The sequence below is a fragment of the Cohnella cholangitidis genome, from assembly GCF_014107495.1.
GTDB lineage: Bacteria > Bacillota > Bacilli > Paenibacillales > Paenibacillaceae > Cohnella > Cohnella cholangitidis.
On record NZ_CP041969.1, the window covers coordinates 1,961,106 to 1,979,051 of the forward strand.

Sequence of the window (17,946 nt, forward strand, 5' to 3'; positions counted from 1 at the left end):
AAAGGCATGGTGTACGTGCGCGAGTCTGAACAGATAAACTTACTTTGGGAGAAATAGAGTGCGGTAGCAAGTTCATTCCAGAGGATTAACGGATAGGAATATCTGAGTTGGTAACGATCCGAGGTGACTTTACTAGATGAGGATGGGACTTTATAACTAATATATCATAGCCCTTTAAGACTGGATAGCCGTATCCACTGCAAAAATTGTAATTATTTAGATAGTGCTCTCACGAACATATAGCTGATCCTCGTTGATAATCGTAGCCCTAATTCCATGTTCGCTCAGCCTTTGGATAACGGAATCCGCCTCCACCTTATTAGAATTAGAAAGGAGCAGCACTAACCGTTCCTTGATCATGCCTAAGGAATCCATTTCGCGAAGATTGCCGGATATTAGATTGGCCAACGCCGTTATGTTGCGATTCGTACTATCGATATCCAAGAGGACATAATCCGAGTTATATCGCTGCTTCGCGGATATTCTGATTTGCAGTACCTGTTCGAAAAAAGCCGGAGACAGCACTTTCGTCTCGTCCACGTACCTCTCTTTGCGCGTAACCCCGACATATCGAAAGGCACGGGAGAGGGAGCCGGCTATCATATCGATGCTCAATTCGAATAAATTCTCGTAATCCGGATTTATTTTATCCAAGGAAGGCTCATGCACGGAGACGAGCGCCACCGCTTTGCCTTCGTAACTGATCGGAGCCGCGAGCGTCGGCAGATCCGCGTTCATCGTCTTATTCACGAACAGCTTGCCGCTGTTTATCGCTTCATGCAGGTTAGGATGCTCCGATAACCGGATCGTCTTAGGAAGGTTGAAGTCCGTTGCGTTGGATTTGATCGCAATCCGCAGAAAATCCGACTCGTTGACCGCGTAGACGGATATTTTGTCCGTTTCCATCAAATTCGACAGAACGCTTACGGAAGAGACGATGATTTCCTCCGGCACCGTGCTCTCGAGCGCCTTGATAATGCCGTGTATGCGGCCGATGCTGATCTTAGCGTTGATTGAAAAACGCTGAAGCTCATCTTTTACCTTCCGGTTATCGTCTCGGACATATTCCTTTACCCCTTCTTTCGTCTGCTCCCGTATGGGCGCAAACGATTGCGTAAACCATTCGAAAGTACGCGTAAGGCCGTTCTGGATCGAGTAGATCGGCGCCCAGTCCAAATCCCGTTTGACTCTCGTATTGTCCAGACTGGAACGATAGATATCGCCGGGACGGCTATCCAAGTAATTGACTTTACCCGTTTCTTTCAGACTGCCGATGATTTCGATGAGCTGGTTAACGCTCGTCTCCGTATCCGTGGATAAGTTATATACACCGGTTACTTCTTCGCTGTTAGCCCCCCGGTATATGGCATCGACCACGTCTTCGACATAGATGAAGTCTCTAGTCTGGCCTCCGTCGCCGTATACGTTGAGCTCTTTGCCATCCCGAATCCGTTCCATGAAAACGGACACGACTCCGCCTTCGCCCTTGCTGCCCTGCCGAGGCCCGTATACGTTCGAGAACCGAAAACATAAGGTTTTCAAACCATAGAGTTCTTTCCATTTCTCGCAGTAATATTCGCCAAGATATTTGTTAATTCCATATGGGGAAACAGGACCGCAGACCATATCTTCCTTAAGCGAAATCTTTTCATAAGGCCCATATACGGCAGCCGAGGACGCGAAGATCAATTTTTTGACTTTCGTTTTGTGAGAGCATCGTAAAATGTTGACTAATCCGAGGATGTTGGATTGCGTATCCGCATGCGGTTCGTTAACGGAGGTAACAACGTCGACTTGGGCAGCGAGATGAATGACGACGTCCGGCGAAATGCTCTGGAACAATTGCTCGCAATTCAGATCGTGGACGCTCATGCGGTAAAACTTATGAGGAATGGTTACGTTGGATTTTTGACCGGTCGTCAAATTATCTATGATATAAATCCGGTGACCCTCTTTATAGAATCGTTCCGACACGAATGAACCAATAAAGCCGTAACCGCCAGTAATGATTACATTCAATAAAAACCCTCCACTTAAGGTTGAAAATCCAACTTTTGACCTACAAGCTAACCCCATTGTATGCCCAATTGCCTAAATATAGCAATTACATAATTCGATTTTTCCTCACAAAATTTTTCATCTATTCGTCCGAAGTCGAATAGCAATAGAGGGCAACCCGTCTTCTTAACCGGTTGCCCTCTTTTAATGGAAACAATGAAGTTCGGAGTTCGGATGGAAATCGGCTTAAATTCCAACGGTGCTGTAGCCGTTATCGACGTGAAGCACTTCGCCCGTAATGCCGCGAGCCCATGGACTCATCAAGAACAAAGCGGTATCGCCGACATCGGAAGCTTCCGTGTTGCGGCGAAGCGGAGCTTTCTCCTCTACTTGCTTCAGAATGGTGTTAAAGCCTGCGATTCCTTTCGCGGCCAGCGTGCGGATCGGACCGGCGGAAATCGCGTTAACGCGAATGTCTTGCGGTCCCAAATCGCTTGCGAGATACCGAACCGATGCTTCCAGCGCCGCTTTGGCAACGCCCATTACGTTATAGTTAGGAAGCGAACGCTCCGCTCCTAGATAAGTCAAAGTGACGATGCTGCCGCCCTCGGTCATTAACGGGTGAAGCCTTTGCGCGACGGCGGTCAGCGAATAAACGCTAACGTCGTGCGCCAACGCGAACCCCGGACGGGACGTATCCACGTACAAGCCGTCCAGCTCTTCGGATTTGGCAAAGGCGATGCAATGCGCAAGACCGTGAAGCACGCCTACTTCTTCCTTCAAGCGTGCCGCCAACGTCTCGATATCCTCATCGGACGACACGTTGCACTGCAAGGTCAGAGAACCTTCGATCGTGTTCGCCAGCTTCTTAACGCGTTCTTCAACCCGTTCGTTCTCGTATGTAAACACTAGACGCGCTCCTTGGGAGGCAAGCGATTGAGCGATGGCCCAGGCGATGCTGCGTTCGTTGGCAACCCCCATGACCACGATGTTCTTTCCTTTCAACAATCCGTTCATTACGTGGAAATCCCCCTCGTCACAAGTAAGGCTGCACCCGTGCCTCCAATAGCTGACACAACACCCTTCTTTGTCCAACGTAACGCATTTCCATAGCGATTGCAACAGTCAAATCGCTAGATGGTTAGCGGCTTGGAGGCGCTGTCACGAGAGCAGCTCCAAGCTGCCTCCGTCAATGACCCGAACAGCCTCCCCGGAAGCCTCCAATTCCCGGAAATCTTCCATCAGCTTCAGCAAAGCCCCGTCCTTCATCTTGGCCTCGATCATCACGTCTATTGCCTGGGTTGATCCCGCGATATTGGCTAGAAATTCAAACAAGGGCTGCAGCTCGATATAATCGGCGTGTCCCCGCGGGTCGGCGTCGCTCTTCGGACTTGAGACGTGAATTTTGGGAGGAAGCGCCAACGGGGTGCCGGTATGCCGGACGTTCCAATCGAAGCGCTCCCACGTAGCAAGTATTCTTGGCCACAACTCCTCCATCCGCTCGTTCCCGGGATTGACGGCGTGATGATGAATGTCCAGCACCATGGGAACCCCGACTTCTTCCGCGATGCTAAGCGTCTCGGCGGCCGTGAACGTTTTATCGTCGTTTTCCAAAGTGATTCTCTTGCCGATGCGCGGTTCGATCGCCTTGAATTGCTCGACGAACCTTTTTCCCGACGTTTCCTTGTCGCCGTAGCTTCCCCCGACATGGATATTATTCAACGCCCGCTCGTCCAAGCCCATCGCTTCCAACATGCGAACGTGATAATTCAGATCGGTTACCGAATTACGGAACACTTCCGGCCGCGGCGTGCTTAGCACGGTAAAATGGTCCGGATGAAAAGAAACGCGCATGTCGTGCTCGCGTATAAAAACCCCGACTTCGGCAAATGCGTTCGCCAAAGCGGGGTATGGATCCCAATCCTGCAATTGCTCGTGCGTGGCGAGCGGAATCAGCTTGGAGGTCATACGGTAAACTTGAATGCCCAAATAGCGGTTGTGCTTCAACAGCCTAAGCGTGTTATGCAAATTTTGTTCCGCGATGCGCTCCAGGCGGCGCAATCCCGCTTCGCGGTCGGACAGCTTCGAGAAGCTGGCCATCGTCATCGTCTTCGACGGAGAGGAGTCCTCCAGCTCGACCGACATGGCAACGTATCCGAATCGTACGATCATGATGTTGGAGCCTCCCGTACATTGAATATACGGATACTAGGATTGCTCTCCGAAGAACATTTCATGTGCGAGCGAAGTTTGAACGCGCGCCTCCTCTCCCGTCAACCTGCGTACGAGCTCCATCTCCACCTGAGTCACTTCTTCTCCTTGGAAATTGATTTCCGCGATGGAGGCTACGATCCGTACGATCGCTACGGCTTGGTTATCCGGCGTATAAGCGATAACCTTCTGGCCGGTGGGGAATACGCGAAACTGTTTTTTGACCATTTTACCGCGGCCGTATTCCAGCAACTCGTACAGCTCCTGTTCCGACTTGAATTTGCAGACCGAATTGAATTCCGTTTGAAATCCCATATTTTTGTTCCTCCCGTCTTTTATCTAAAGGTTTCTCGTGTAATTGCTTAACATTCTGGCATTAATTATACCCTTCATGCGGCTCTTAGGAAAAGGATTTAAGTTACCCACAATTGTACCGGGTTAGATGATGGCGCAGACGATTTGCGGACATTTCCACATGTGCACAGCTCGCGGGAACGAGCTTCATTCACAGCCTGGTTTTCCGCAATTTGTGCATAGTTTGCTCATGACTATCCATTTGATGGAGAATATCTTCAAAAAATGCTTACCAAGATATTTCCGAACCCTTGTAGTCCAACCAGTTATCCGCAAACGTGCGTGAATTGTGCATTAGTTGGGCGTAACTTGGGGATTATGCGGATAAATATTCATTTGATGGATTTGTTGTCCACATGTGCGTAACTGTCACTCTAGTTGAATTGCAATCGGGTTTTCCACAGCCAGTGACAAACAAGACCCTCTGGGTTATGATTCACTTAACGCGCGTGAAGCACACCGCCTTTGTCCCAATTTGGGATCGGGGCGGTTATTTTTTTGTCCAAGGGAGAGGGTAACGTGAATCGATTCGAGACGGAATATCGCATTTGGTTAGACAAGCACATCGCCCAGAGCAGCGGAGAACGGCATCGTAGATTGAAAGCGCGCCATGGTTTTGGAGAAAAACTTCTACTAGAGCAAGCCTGGTGGCCCGTTGTCCAAAGTCTCGAGAATCTGCACCCGGAATATGAATTCGTCGATCCGGAAGGCAATTATTATTTTATGGATTTTGCTTATGTTCGCATGCCCGCGCCTATTTGCCTGGAGTCAGACAGCTTTGGCTCCCATGCCCGAGATGCCGACCGAGACAAATTCTCCCGCGGGTTGGATCGCCAGAACGAGATCGTATTGGCGGATTGGCGCATTTTGCGTTTCTCGATCGACAAACTAAAGGAAAACCCGCTAGCATGCCAAAAACAAATCCGCAGGATGCTGGAAAATTGGTACGGCGAAGACCATTCGAATATACAACGCTTGTCTCTCTATCAACGGGAAATCGTCCGTCTCGCCACCCGTTCGCCCGCTCCGATCACGGTTTCCATGGTTTGTGAATGTTTGGGCCGGAATGAGAAGCTCGCGAGGGAGCAACTCCAGTTGCTCGTCCAAAAAGGAATTCTAGAAACAGCAGCAGGGGAAAAGAGAATTCGCAGTTACCGCCTACGTAGATAACGGTGCTCAGGCCCGCTATTCCGACGTAATGCCCGTTCCTGCGGAAAATAACAGTGCTCAGCCCGCTATTCCGGCGCACTGTCCGGTTCTGCGGAAATAACGGTGCTCAGGCCCGCTATTCCGACGTAATGCCCGTTCCTGCGGGAATAACGGTGCTCAGATCCACTATTCCAGCGCAGTAACCGGTTTTGCTGGAAATAACGGACTTGAGCACCGTATTCCGGCGCACTGTCCGGTTCTGCGGAAAATAACAGTGCTCAGGCCCGCTATTCCGGTGCACTGTCCGGTTCTGCGGGAAATAACGGTGCTCAGGCCCGCTATTCCGACGTAATGCCCGTTCCTGCGGGAATAACGGTGCTCAGATCCACTATTCCAGCGCAGTAACCGGTTTTGCTGGAAATAACGGACTTGAGCACCGTTAGATTCCGAAAATGTTGGCTTAAACACGAAATAACGGAGCTCAGCTCCGTTATTTTCGGCGTATTTCTCGTCCAGAATCCTAAGTTACTCCCCGCCGCCGTAATCGATCGATTGGCGTTCCTCGTGGCGCTCCAACGCGAGTTGGATAAGCGTATCCAATAGCTCGCGATACGAAACCCCCGATTCCTTCCACATCAGCGGATACATGCTAAACGGCGTGAAGCCCGGCAGCGTGTTCACCTCGTTGATGAACAACGCCCCATCGCTACGGCGAAGGAAGAAGTCCGCGCGGCATAGCCCCGATCCGTCAATGGAGCGGAAAGCTTTAACCGCCATCGATCGCACCGATTCCGCCACTTCCGGCGACACTTCCGCCGGGATGACCATTACCGATTTGCCGTCGATATATTTAGCCTTATAATCGTAAAATTCGTTAGAGCTGCAAATTTCGCCGGGCACGGAAGCGCGCGGATCGTCGTTGCCGAGCACGCTTACCTCGATCTCTCGGGCATCGACGAACTCTTCGACGATTACCTTGCGATCATAACGCAACGCTTCCTCGATCGCGGCTTCCAATTCCGCGCGGTTGCGGGCTTTGGATACGCCTACGCTGGAACCCAGATTCGCCGGTTTCACGAAGCAAGGATACCCAAGCTCCTCTATGTTGAGCAAGACTTGCTCGCGATTCTTTTTCCAATCAAAACGGATGAAATGACGATAGCCTACCTGAGGCAAACCTGCCTGCGCGAACATCGTCTTCATCGCGACCTTGTCCATTCCGACGGAGGAAGCCAGCACTCCCGCCCCCACGTAAGGCAGCCCGGCCATCTCGAACAACCCTTGAATCGTGCCATCCTCTCCGAACGTTCCATGGAGCAGCGGCAACATGACGTCGATCGCTTTGCCGTCGTTTGCCGACGTTCCTTCGGCGAGCACGCTTTCCGACATCCCTTGCAATACCGGCAGCAGCGCGTTTCCGGTTACAGGGCCAGATCCAGACACCTCACCTCCGGCTTCCTCCGCGGAAGGAGTAAATTGCAGCTCCGCCACCGCCGAAGGAGGCGCGCTCAACAAGGAACCGGATCTCCATAACCCTTTAGGCGTAATATAAAAAGGAATAAGTTCATATCGATCGTAGTCAAAAGCCTTCAACACGGCCAACGCCGTCTGCAGCGATACCTGATGCTCGCCCGAACGCCCGCCGTATACGAGTCCGACTCGTATTTTATTACCCATAACGTCATTTACCTCCGGCTTAGTCTGACATTACCGCCAACGGCATTCCGCTCCGGCGGAATGAACCGTCACGCAATCTCATGTAGGATCAAAATTCATCGGCGATGCGGTAAAAGTGATACCGGGTGTTCTCCGTCCATGCATACGAATCTTTGTAATCCCAATACCGGTGGCGGCTGCTAACCGTATTCGCGTTAACGAGCGGCATGCCTCCGGGCGTAAATCCGGTTACGATCGTATTATGGCCAACGCGACCGGTGCCTTCCCAGTCATAGCAGATGACGTCCCCGAGCTTCAACGCCTCCGGTCCGGAGACGGCTACCGCCCGTAACCCCCAGGCGCGCGGATTTCCCAAATAATGCTTTAAGCTATTGGCTACCGCCCAACTATAGCTCCACATTTCTTCTTTGTTAGAGTAGCCCTTATACCACCAGCCCGATGGCCTTCTCCCAGTATAATTCATAGGCGCTCCCCCTGCAAAGAGACATTGGGATACATAATTCGTACAGTTGACCTCGAAGTTCTCGTATGCCGCATTCGGCTCGTTCCACCATCTCTCGGCATAAGCAACGGCGGATTCCCGCGAGTACGGGACGCTTCTGCCTGATACGGCAATACCGTAACCGTATTCGTTATCCCGCGAAGAACCCGCGTATACCCTGGATTTAAAACCGTATAAGGCTTGCGGATTCATATAGGGAGCGGGCGTGGTTGCAACGTTTTTTCTGTCGCCTTCCCATTGATCGTGAACGTCGTCTTCCTCCTGCACAAAAACTTCCGCCGACCGTTCCGTTGCCAATGGTTTAATGCTGATCACTCTCCAGTGATTACCCGCGCGTACGAAACGAAGCCGCTCCTTCTCCACCCTCTCCTCCGTCCAAGGTTCGTTTCGCTGCTCCATCGCCCGCACGAGATGGATCGATATATCCGCGAAGACCTCGCCCCGACTAACTTGACGACGGTCAATTCGAGCGCGCATTTCGCTTCGTACGGGCTTGATTGCCCATAGCGATTCCCTATTGGATGCCAGTCGCAATCGCCTAGCCAACCGCTCGCGATGCTCCCGATCGGGAATATCGCGAAGCTTGCGCGCATCCGTATGCAATGCCGCTTCATTAATAGTGCTCACGTATCCGAACAAGGCTTGTTTCCATTCATTATCTTCGCTAGGCATCGAGTATCCCTCCCGTTACGGCTCACGATCAGTCGAACCCAGATTACGCCACTTCATCCTATGATCGAATTTCTCATTCCATGCCTTACGATTGCCAACGATATGAAAACCCGAGCAACGGATGAAAACCTAGGGTAATGCGGCATTCTAATGGAATGAAATTTGCGCGTTTAGCCATGAAATAGGCGTTGTTCCCCCTCAAAACCGCTTTACGGAGAAGAAACAACAGGGTATACTTATGGCATAAAGTATTTTTGAAATCGTGTTTCACAGGGTGAAACCGACTTGGAGGATGTTCTTCGGATCCTGAATCCCAAGTACGCTTCAACAAAAATACGAATGAGAAAAGGATACGAATCTAGGAGGCTACACACTTGTCCAAATTACCTTATCAAGTACAGGAACAACTGCAGTCATCAGGTCAATCGTACCGTTACTACCGCTTGCAAGCGTTGGAAGAGCAAGGCTTAGGCCCGGTTTCCAAGCTTCCGTTCTCCATTAAAGTGTTGCTCGAGGCTGCCATCCGCCAATTCGACGGACGCGGCATCACGGAAGAGCACGTTAAACAATTGGCCACTTGGACTCAAGGCCGCGAAGACAAAGAAATCCCGTTCATCCCTGCCCGTATCGTTCTTCAAGATTTCACGGGCGTTCCCGTTGTCGTCGACTTGGCGGCTATGCGCGAAACGGTTAAACAAGCCGGCGGCGATCCGAAGCAGATCAACCCGCTCGTTCCCGTGGATCTCGTTATCGACCACTCCGTCATGGTTGACGCATTCGGCTCCCCTGACGCTCTGCAATACAACATGGACGTGGAATTCGAGCGCAACGAAGAACGTTACCGTTTCCTTCGCTGGGCGCAAACGGCATTCAACAACTTCCGTGCCGTTCCTCCGGCAACCGGTATCGTTCACCAAGTTAACTTGGAATACTTGGCATCCGTTGCCGCTACCAAAACCAAAGACGGCGTAACCGAAGTTTACCCGGACTCCCTCGTCGGTACGGATTCCCACACGACGATGATCAACGGACTCGGCGTTGTCGGCTGGGGCGTAGGCGGTATCGAAGCCGAAGCCGGTATGCTTGGCCAACCGCTATACTTCGTTATGCCTGAAGTCGTCGGATTCAAATTAACGGGCAAACTGGCTGAAGGCGCTACGGCGACCGACCTTGCTTTGACCGTTACCCAAATCCTTCGTAAAAAAGGCGTTGTCGGCAAATTCGTGGAATTTTTCGGTTCCGGATTGTCCAACATCAGCCTTGCAGATCGCGCGACTGTAGCGAACATGGCTCCTGAATACGGCGCGACAATCGGTTTCTTCCCGGTTGACGGCGAAACGTTGAACTACCTGAGACTGACTGGCCGCGAAGAAAGCCAAATCGATCTCGTTGAAGCCTACTACAAAGCGCAAGGCATGTTCCGTACGGACGAAACTCCGGATCCCGTCTTCACCGAAGTAATGGAACTCGACTTGTCCACCATCGTTCCTAGCTTGGCAGGCCCTAAGCGTCCTCAAGACCGCGTAGAGCTGACGGCTATGAAACAATCGTTCAACGAAAGCATTCGCACGCCGATCGAGAAAGGCGGCTTCGGCTTAACCGATGCCCAAATCGAGCAAACGGCTGACGTTAAACATCCGAACGGCGCGCAAAGCAAGCTCGGTACGGGCGCGGTCGTCATCGCCGCTATCACAAGCTGTACGAACACCTCTAACCCAAGCGTTATGATCGGCGCCGGACTCGTTGCCAAAAAAGCCGTAGAACGCGGATTGAAAAAACCGGCATACGTCAAAAGCTCCCTGACTCCGGGATCTCTCGTCGTAACCGACTACTTGAATAACGCGGGTCTCCTGCCTTACCTTGAGAAGCTTGGCTTCTACGTAGCGGGTTACGGTTGCGCGACTTGTATCGGTAACTCCGGTCCGTTGCCGGACGAAGTCAGCGCCGCGATCGCGGATAACGATCTGGCCGTTGCTGCCGTTCTGTCCGGTAACCGTAACTTCGAAGGCCGCGTACACGCACAGGTTAAAGCGAACTACTTGGCATCTCCGCCGCTTGTCGTCGCTTACGCTCTGGCCGGAACGGTCAATATCGACCTGACGAACGATCCGATCGGATACGATGCCGACAACCAGCCGGTATACTTGAAAGACATCTGGCCGACCAACGAAGAAATTCAACAAGCGGTTGCCGCTTCGCTTACTCCGGCTATGTTCCGCGCCAAATACGAGAACGTATTTACGCAGAACGAGCAATGGAACAAAATCCCTGTACCGGAAGGCGAGTTGTACGAGTGGGACGACAAGTCCACTTATATCGCGAACCCGCCGTTCTTCAAGGACCTTGCTCCGGAAGCAGGCGACATTGCCGACATCAAGAGCGCTCGCGTGCTCGCGCTTATGGGCGATTCCGTTACGACGGACCACATCTCCCCTGCCGGTAACATTAAAGCCGACAGCCCGGCCGGTAAATACCTGCTTGAGCACGGCGTGAAAAAAGAAGATTTCAACTCTTACGGTTCCCGTCGCGGACACCACGAAGTCATGATGAGAGGCACGTTCGCCAATATCCGTATTCGTAACCAAGTGGCTCCGGGAACGGAAGGCGGCGTTACCACTTACCTGCCTACAGAAGAAGTGATGTCCATCTACGACGCTTCGATGAAATATCAAGACAGCAACACGAATTTGATCGTTATCGCCGGTAAAGAATACGGTACGGGAAGCTCCCGCGACTGGGCGGCCAAAGGTACGTTCTTGCTGGGCGTCAAAGCGGTCATCGCGGAAAGCTTCGAGCGGATTCACCGTTCCAACCTCGTCGGCATGGGCGTGCTTCCACTGCAATTCCCTGCGGGCCAAAGCTGGAAAACGCTAGGCATTACCGGCCGCGAAACGTTCGAAATCAGCGGACTGTCCAACGACGTAACGCCTGGACAATCGGTTAACGTAACCGTTAAACGCGAAGACGGCACGACTTTCGATTTCCAAGCGATCGCCCGTCTCGACTCCATGGTCGACGTTGACTACTATCGCAACAGCGGTATTCTGCAAACCGTTCTTCGTCAAATGATCGCGGCTCAATAAGTTGCGATTGCTCCAGCCCTTCATCCTCGGATGAAGGGCTTTTTTCAAGCTTCTCTACGTGCTTTGTTCCCGATGGCTTTCATACGTTATAATAGTTCCACACACTATGCGACTCTTACATATGCTTGGAGGCGAGCCCGGAAGATGATGACTAAGACGAATAAAAGCTGGATACGCCGCAATTGGCTGACCCTCCTGACCGGAATTCTGACCCTGCTATTAATGGCGGCCTTCTTAAAACCATGGCCTTATATGATTTACGGACCCGGATCGGCCGATCCCGTCCATCCGCGGGTAGAAACAGGCCATAAGCTCGAAGAGAAAGGCGCTTTTCTGTTCACGACCGTCTCTACCTACTCCAATCCGAATATTTTCAGCATCATCAAAGCCCGAATCGATCCGAAAATGGAAGTCAAATCCGAAGAAGTCGCAACGGGCGGAGCAACGAATTTGAACGCTTACCGCAATCTGCTCGCCTGGATGCGCGACAGCTCGGAAGCGAATGCCTTGCTTGCCGCTTATACGGCCATGAACAAACCCATCGACGCGAAAGAGCAAGGCGTCATCGTCTATGCCTTGCTGCCCGAATCGAAAGCGAGAGACAACGGCTTGCAGGAAGGCGATATCATTACCAAAGTAGACGGCAAGGACATTACGAACGCCAAAGAGCTTTCCGGATACTTAACGGGAAAAAAAGCCGGAGACAAAGTTGCAGTGTCGGGAACGAGAGGCGATAAGAAATTCGAAGCGAAGGTCCCGCTCATTACGATGAACCCCGGGAGCAGAACCGGGATCGGCTTCCAGAACGAGACCGTCCTGAAGGTCACTCCTCCCGATCCCGTCAAATTCGATTTCGCGGACACGGGCGGACCCTCGGCCGGGCTTATGATGACGCTTGAGATTATCGCGCAGCTCACAGGAGAAGATCTGACCAGGGGTTACCAAGTCGCGGGAACCGGTACGATCAGCGCCGACGGCACGGTCGGACAGATCGGCGGCATTAACTACAAACTCATCGCTGCGGACAGAGAAAAGGCGGACTATTTTCTCGTTCCATACAACAAAAATCATCCGGACAACTGGGAACTCGCCCAAAAAACGGTCAAAGATTTGAAGCTAGAGCCTAAACTCGTTCAAATCTCCACCCTTCAAGAGGCCGTTGATTTCCTCAAAAAGCTGGAACCTAAAAAGTAACCGTACGTAATCCGAAAGCCCTATCTAACGAAGCCGACCGCTTCCGTGACTAGGGCTTTTTCCTTTTGACAGGATTGGCAATCGGTGGTAACATTTGACCGCAGTTATTTTCTCTTATAAGGCGGATACCCTACGATGAAATACTGGAAAAGATGGACTTTATCTTTCACTTTGGCGATATTCGCTCTTCTCAGCGTACAAATCGCACCGGGAACGGCCAACTCGGAGGAGAGCTTTGAACCGATTATGCTGTCCGAGCTAAAAGGCGGCCAAGAGCTGTTCGAACCGATCTCGAAGTTCATTAAGGATTCGTTGGAGCTAAGCGAGGAAGATGCCTCCGCGATTACGACTGGAACGGTATACGAGGTTGATCTCGGCAACTATCCGAAAGGGTATACGCGGCAATTTCTCTCTTTCGTGTACAACTACGAGTGGATAGAGCTCGTTCTCGTCACCGCGAACGAAGATGCCTCCAGCATCAAATTACTGAATCGCGCGGTGAGCAGCGACGCCGGCGACATGTTTCTCAATACCGCGAAGCTCGAATTCTCTACAGCGGGCAACCATGTCTACATATGGACCCAATCTCCTTATAGCGCTTATGAATCGTACGTGGATCTCGAATGGGCGGGAGATACTTTTTACGTCGCCGAACATGAATTCGACGACCCTACCAAGCTCTATTTCGAGGAAAAGGCACAATTGGTTAAAGCCAAAGACATCGAAGGGTTAATTGCCCAATACGATTCCATGTTTCCTTTGTACCCGAGTTTCTACGAAAGCAACTTTACGCTTGCTGCGCCCGCGTTGAAGCTCGCCCACCAGAAGGCGCTCCAAGTGCAGAAGAAAGACGTTAAAAAAGCGATCAAATACCTCGAATACGGATTGGATCAATATGGAGATGCTTTCGGCATATGGGGATATACGGTCGGAACGTTGAAAAAAACGGATATCGTCGGCAATCCGGACGACTCGAACTATCGGGAATCTCGGCTGACTCTAAGCGCGTATGTCGGAATCCTGAACGACTACGGATACTTCCTGTCTCTTGCCGGACGCAACAAGGAAGCCCAACCGATTCTGGCTAACGTAATTAAGCTCGTTCCTTCGCGTACGGTTGCCTACCTTAACATAGCCGACGTCGAATGGACGCTTGGTCAGAAAACGGCCGCCAAAGCCCACTACAAGCAATACTGGAAGCTGCTCGGCAGCAAAGCATCTACTATCGCCCCTAAGAGGGTAAAGGATCGGATGAAGTAAAACGTCCGTCTTATAATTAACAAAAGCCCTCGCTTCCCAAGCGAGGGCTTTCTCTATGCTTATTTAGGCAAGGTGATGGTTAATACTCGCTTACCGGAATCCAGCTTGGCCGTGCCGCCTAGCTGCTTGGCAAGCCAGTCAGCGGATACTAGCCAATCTCCGGCTTTCTCTTGCGCGGCGACGGGAAGCTTCACGGCTTTGCCGTTCACCGTTCCCTGCGCGTTATTCTTTTTCAGGATGACCTTGTTTTTCCCCAGAACGACCGTTGCCGTCTGTTTGTTCTTGTCCCATGTCAGCTTCGCGCCGAATGCTTTGGCGGATTGCGAGAGCGGCATCACGACCATGCCTTTGTTCAACTCGGGCTTTACGGACAGGGAGACAAGCTTGCCGTTTACCTTTAGCTCAATTGCCGTCATCTCCGCAGCCGGCTGAGCAATCGAGCTCCCGAAGCCGCCGATGGCGACGGGAGCGAACCGTTTGGTCGTAGAACCGTCGCCCAGTCGACCGTTCGCGTTCCAGCCCCAAGTCCATAAGCTTCCGTCCTTGCCTATGGCCGCGGAAGTGCCTCCCCCTCCCTTGATCGCCGCGATGGCAGGCAAGCCGTTCACCCGTCCCCAGCTATATCTTTCTTTAACGCCGGATACGCCAAGCTGTCCCTGTGAATTATCGCCATGCGTCCATACCGTCCCATCCGGTTTGAGAGCGAGGAACGACGGCTCCGTGAATCTAAAAATCGTACCTTGGATATCCGAGAATCCTTGCAGCTCTTTCGTCGCTTCAGGGACCAAATTAACCGGTATTCGATCGTATGCAGCGGAATCCGTAGGGTTTAGCCCTTTGGATTCCAACAGGGACTGTCCCCATTGCAACACTTGGCCATTCCGCAAGTAGGCGATCGCCGTTCTGCCGTTCGTATCCACGCGAGAGACGTTCGCGAGCCCCGGCACTTGAACCGTCGCGGAAGAATATGAATAGTCCCGTTCGCCGTTCCCCAGCTGACCGAAAACGTTCGAACCTGTCATGGTTACCGTTCCGTCGCCGGTCAGCGCCGCGAACACCGAATCTTCCGACGCTACGGATTTTACGTTAGCGAAAGCTTCATTGCGGGATGGCGTCAACTTCAGCTTCTCGTGCTCCTCGCTCATGCCCGAGTAGGGATTACCCATCAGCGACTCTCCCCACCGCCATAGCGAACCTTCCTTGTCCCACGCGACGATTCCCCTGCCCATCGCGCTTATTCCCGCGATGTTGTTCAATTGGGGAACGACCTGCGGCTTATAAGCGTTGCGATCATCCGCGATGCGCCTCCCTCCGGTGCTATCCGGCGGCCCAAGGGAACTATACGTTCCGTCCCCGAGCTGGCCATCCATATTGGAGCCCCACACCCATACCGTGCCGTCGTCCCGAAGAGCCGCCGTATAGAAGCTGCCCGCGTCTACGTCGATCACATGATCGATCCCGTTCACTTTAGCGGGAACTTGCGAACCCGTAATTCCTTTTCCAAGCCCGAGTTGGCCTAATCCGTTACTCCCCCAGGACCATACCGTTCCGTCCTTGGCCACCGCAACGCTATGATAGTTGCCGAAGGCAACGTCAACGATAAACTTGCTGTCGTCCGGTGCCGCGGACGCCGCCTTGATCCCTTCGCCCGCGAGCGCCAGCACCCCTGCTAAACCAAGCAAAGCAACCCGCTTCACCGCTTTGTTCAACCTGTTCCGCACCTCTGACCCCGCCTCTTCGATGTAATCATTCCTTTTCTATAATCGGACATGACCTTTTAGGAATTTACCCCAGCATCGTACCCATGCGATGCGCTGCCTCAATAATTGCCGGGGCGACCTCGTGCATGCGGTCCGGGGTCAACCGGTTAGAAGGTCCCGAGACGGACAGCGCCGCGACCAGCTTGCCCGAACGGTTGAAGATCGGCGCGGATACCGCCGCCGCTCCAGGCTCCCGTTCCTCGTAGCTCGTGGCGTAACCGATCGCGACGATGTCGTCGAGCTGTTTCCCGAATGCTCCGCGGTCCAGATGGGTCGGCCAGGCCGGATCCGCCATTACGAGACCTCGGATCCCCGGCTCCGCGAAGGCTAGCAGCACCTTGCTGGAAGCACCCACCGAGAGCGGCAAGCGGGCTCCCACCGTTGCTACCCGGCGGATCGCTTGCATGCTCTGCACGGCTTGGATTCTTACGCGTTCCGCGCGGTCTCTCACGTACAGGCTGACCGTCTCGCTTAATTGGTCTCTCAGCCGCTCCATCTCCGGGAGAAGCACGACGGAAGGATCGTCCGAACGCGACAGGTTCGCGGACAATTCCAATACGCTTAACCCCAGACGGTATTTGTCCGTCGCGCTGTCGCGCGTTACGAAGCCCTTATCTTCCAATGTCGCCAAAAGCCGAAACACGGTGCTTTTATGTAAACCAACGCGTCCGGCGATTTCCGTTAAACCCCATTCGTGACCTGAGGCAAAACAGAGAAGTACGTCCAATGCTCTTTCCACCGCGCGAACCGTTCGTTTCTCTTCCTCCACAAGCTTTCCCTCCACATCCCTATCGTTTCACTCTATGAAACTTTGTTACACCCAGTATAACGCAAAAGGAGATGCGCGTAAATGTTGGAAGCGCTTTATTACAATTTGATTACGTATGATTTACAAGTCTCGCAGGCTCATTGACGCTATAGGTCTCTCGTTCTACGATGAGGTTACTAGTGTACGACAGTGCATACGCAAAGCGAGGCGATCCTAGATGACAACGATGTCGACGCCCCTACCTCTAGTCGGTTCGGGAGCAGCTTTCCCGGTTCCGGTTCAACCGTCCGAACGCGGTTGGATTCAGAAGCTGGGACGGTTGTCCCTCAACTTGGCCTTTGTCGTTTTTTGCCTGCTCGTCATGCTGTTCGTAGCGTTTCATGCTTATGCGGCTTGGGCGCTCTCCCATCCGCCGGTCGCGCCGCTATCCTCGAACCCGATGCTCGCCAAAAACCTGGCTTACTCCGAGGTCACATTCGCAAGCGCGGACAATCGGACGTTAGTCGACGGCTGGTGGATTCCCGCCGAGACGAGCCAAAAAACGGTCGTGCTCAGCCACGGGTACGGCGCCAACCGGGAAGAGTTCTGGGTACCTATGTACGATCTGGCTGATCTCCTGCACGGAATGAATTATAATGTCCTTATGTTCGACTACGGGTTTGCCAGCAAGACGCATGCCACCCCTGCTACGGGAGGCAGAATCGAATCGCAGCAGCTTCTCGGAGCCATCCAATTCGCACGCGAGCAAGGCAGCCAAGAACTGATCGTATGGGGATTCTCGATGGGTGCCGGAACGGCGCTGCAAGCCGCCCTGCAAACCGCCCCCGTCGACGCCATGATATTGGATAGCACCTTTCTTCCCGACGACGAAACCATATATTACAATATCAGCAACTACGTGAATCTTCCGAGATATCCTTCCTTGTCGCTTATCCGCAAATTTTTTCCGCTTATGAGCGGTACCCGGTTGGAGCAAATCCCGGCAGCCCAAGTACAGACAACCGCTTTCGATTTCCCGATTTTCCTGATCCATGGAACCGCGGACGACAAAGCTCCGGTCTATCTTTCCGAGAACGTCGCCAAAGCGCAGACGAATTCCCTCTCCCAGCTGTGGATCGTTCCGGACGCCATACATGAAATGATCTACCGCACTCACACCGAAGAATACGTTCAACGCATGACGGTTTTCCTCGATAGCGTACATTCGGGAGTGCTGGCCAAACTTCCGGCCACTGAATCGGGGAGTTCCATTATTCCTGCACAAACGGTAGTACCGGCATCAGCATAGGACCCATAACTTATAGGCATTATACGAGC

At 52.6% G+C, this 17,946-nt stretch carries 13 protein-coding genes; 5 read left to right on the forward strand and 8 right to left on the reverse strand.

Going from position 1 to position 17,946, the window contains the following annotated elements; translation table 11 throughout:
• Positions 1–216 precede the first annotated feature (216 nt).
• The 4 genes from FPL14_RS09420 to FPL14_RS09435 form a co-directional block, all read right to left on the reverse strand.
• A complete protein-coding gene (locus tag FPL14_RS09420; protein WP_182302738.1) occupies positions 217–2,019 on the reverse strand; it encodes an NAD-dependent epimerase/dehydratase family protein in 1,803 nt (600 codons plus the stop codon).
• Between the two features lie 225 nt (positions 2,020–2,244).
• The gene (gene fabI / locus FPL14_RS09425; protein WP_182302739.1) at positions 2,245–3,015 is read right to left on the reverse strand and encodes an enoyl-ACP reductase FabI; all 771 of its coding nucleotides are present in this window, start codon (positions 3,013–3,015) and stop codon (positions 2,245–2,247) included.
• Between the two features lie 144 nt (positions 3,016–3,159).
• Positions 3,160–4,170, reverse strand: coding sequence for a UV DNA damage repair endonuclease UvsE (uvsE, locus tag FPL14_RS09430; protein WP_182302740.1), 1,011 nt, complete (start codon positions 4,168–4,170; stop codon positions 3,160–3,162).
• A gap of 36 nt (positions 4,171–4,206) precedes the next feature.
• Complete coding sequence (locus FPL14_RS09435) at positions 4,207–4,524, reverse strand: hypothetical protein (protein WP_182302741.1); 318 nt, start codon at positions 4,522–4,524, stop codon at positions 4,207–4,209.
• Positions 4,525–5,082: 558 nt separating this feature from the next.
• Between FPL14_RS09435 and FPL14_RS09440 the strand changes: the two genes are divergently transcribed.
• Positions 5,083–5,733: a DNA-binding response regulator gene (locus FPL14_RS09440; RefSeq protein WP_182302742.1), complete on the forward strand. Its 651-nt coding sequence runs from the start codon at positions 5,083–5,085 to the stop codon at positions 5,731–5,733.
• 504 nt (positions 5,734–6,237) lie between these two features.
• Here FPL14_RS09440 and FPL14_RS09445 read toward each other — a convergent pair.
• Complete coding sequence (locus FPL14_RS09445; RefSeq protein ID WP_182302743.1) at positions 6,238–7,389, reverse strand: D-alanine--D-alanine ligase; 1,152 nt, start codon at positions 7,387–7,389, stop codon at positions 6,238–6,240.
• 88 nt (positions 7,390–7,477) lie between these two features.
• Positions 7,478–8,563, reverse strand: coding sequence for an amidase domain-containing protein (locus FPL14_RS09450; protein WP_182302744.1), 1,086 nt, complete (start codon positions 8,561–8,563; stop codon positions 7,478–7,480).
• A gap of 374 nt (positions 8,564–8,937) precedes the next feature.
• Here FPL14_RS09450 and acnA point away from each other — a divergent pair, with 374 nt between their 5' ends.
• From acnA to FPL14_RS09465, 3 genes are all read left to right on the forward strand, one after another.
• Positions 8,938–11,646, forward strand: a complete 2,709-nt coding sequence (gene acnA / locus FPL14_RS09455; RefSeq protein WP_182302745.1) for an aconitate hydratase AcnA — start codon at positions 8,938–8,940, stop codon at positions 11,644–11,646.
• 144 nt (positions 11,647–11,790) lie between these two features.
• Positions 11,791–12,840 (forward strand): SepM family pheromone-processing serine protease, encoded by a 1,050-nt coding sequence (locus tag FPL14_RS09460; protein WP_182302746.1) that lies wholly within the window; start codon positions 11,791–11,793, stop codon positions 12,838–12,840.
• A 135-nt stretch (positions 12,841–12,975) separates the two neighbouring features.
• Positions 12,976–14,100 (forward strand): tetratricopeptide repeat protein, encoded by a 1,125-nt coding sequence (locus FPL14_RS09465; protein ID WP_182302747.1) that lies wholly within the window; start codon positions 12,976–12,978, stop codon positions 14,098–14,100.
• 59 nt (positions 14,101–14,159) lie between these two features.
• Here FPL14_RS09465 and FPL14_RS09470 read toward each other — a convergent pair whose 3' ends face one another.
• Together FPL14_RS09470 and FPL14_RS09475 are read right to left on the reverse strand one after the other, a co-directional pair.
• The gene (locus FPL14_RS09470; protein WP_182302748.1) at positions 14,160–15,821 is read right to left on the reverse strand and encodes a stalk domain-containing protein; all 1,662 of its coding nucleotides are present in this window, start codon (positions 15,819–15,821) and stop codon (positions 14,160–14,162) included.
• A 64-nt stretch (positions 15,822–15,885) separates the two neighbouring features.
• Positions 15,886–16,629 (reverse strand): IclR family transcriptional regulator, encoded by a 744-nt coding sequence (locus FPL14_RS09475; protein ID WP_182302749.1) that lies wholly within the window; start codon positions 16,627–16,629, stop codon positions 15,886–15,888.
• Between the two features lie 217 nt (positions 16,630–16,846).
• Between FPL14_RS09475 and FPL14_RS09480 the strand changes: the two genes are divergently transcribed.
• Positions 16,847–17,917: an alpha/beta hydrolase gene (locus FPL14_RS09480; RefSeq protein ID WP_229263853.1), complete on the forward strand. Its 1,071-nt coding sequence runs from the start codon at positions 16,847–16,849 to the stop codon at positions 17,915–17,917.
• Positions 17,918–17,946 lie beyond the last annotated feature (29 nt).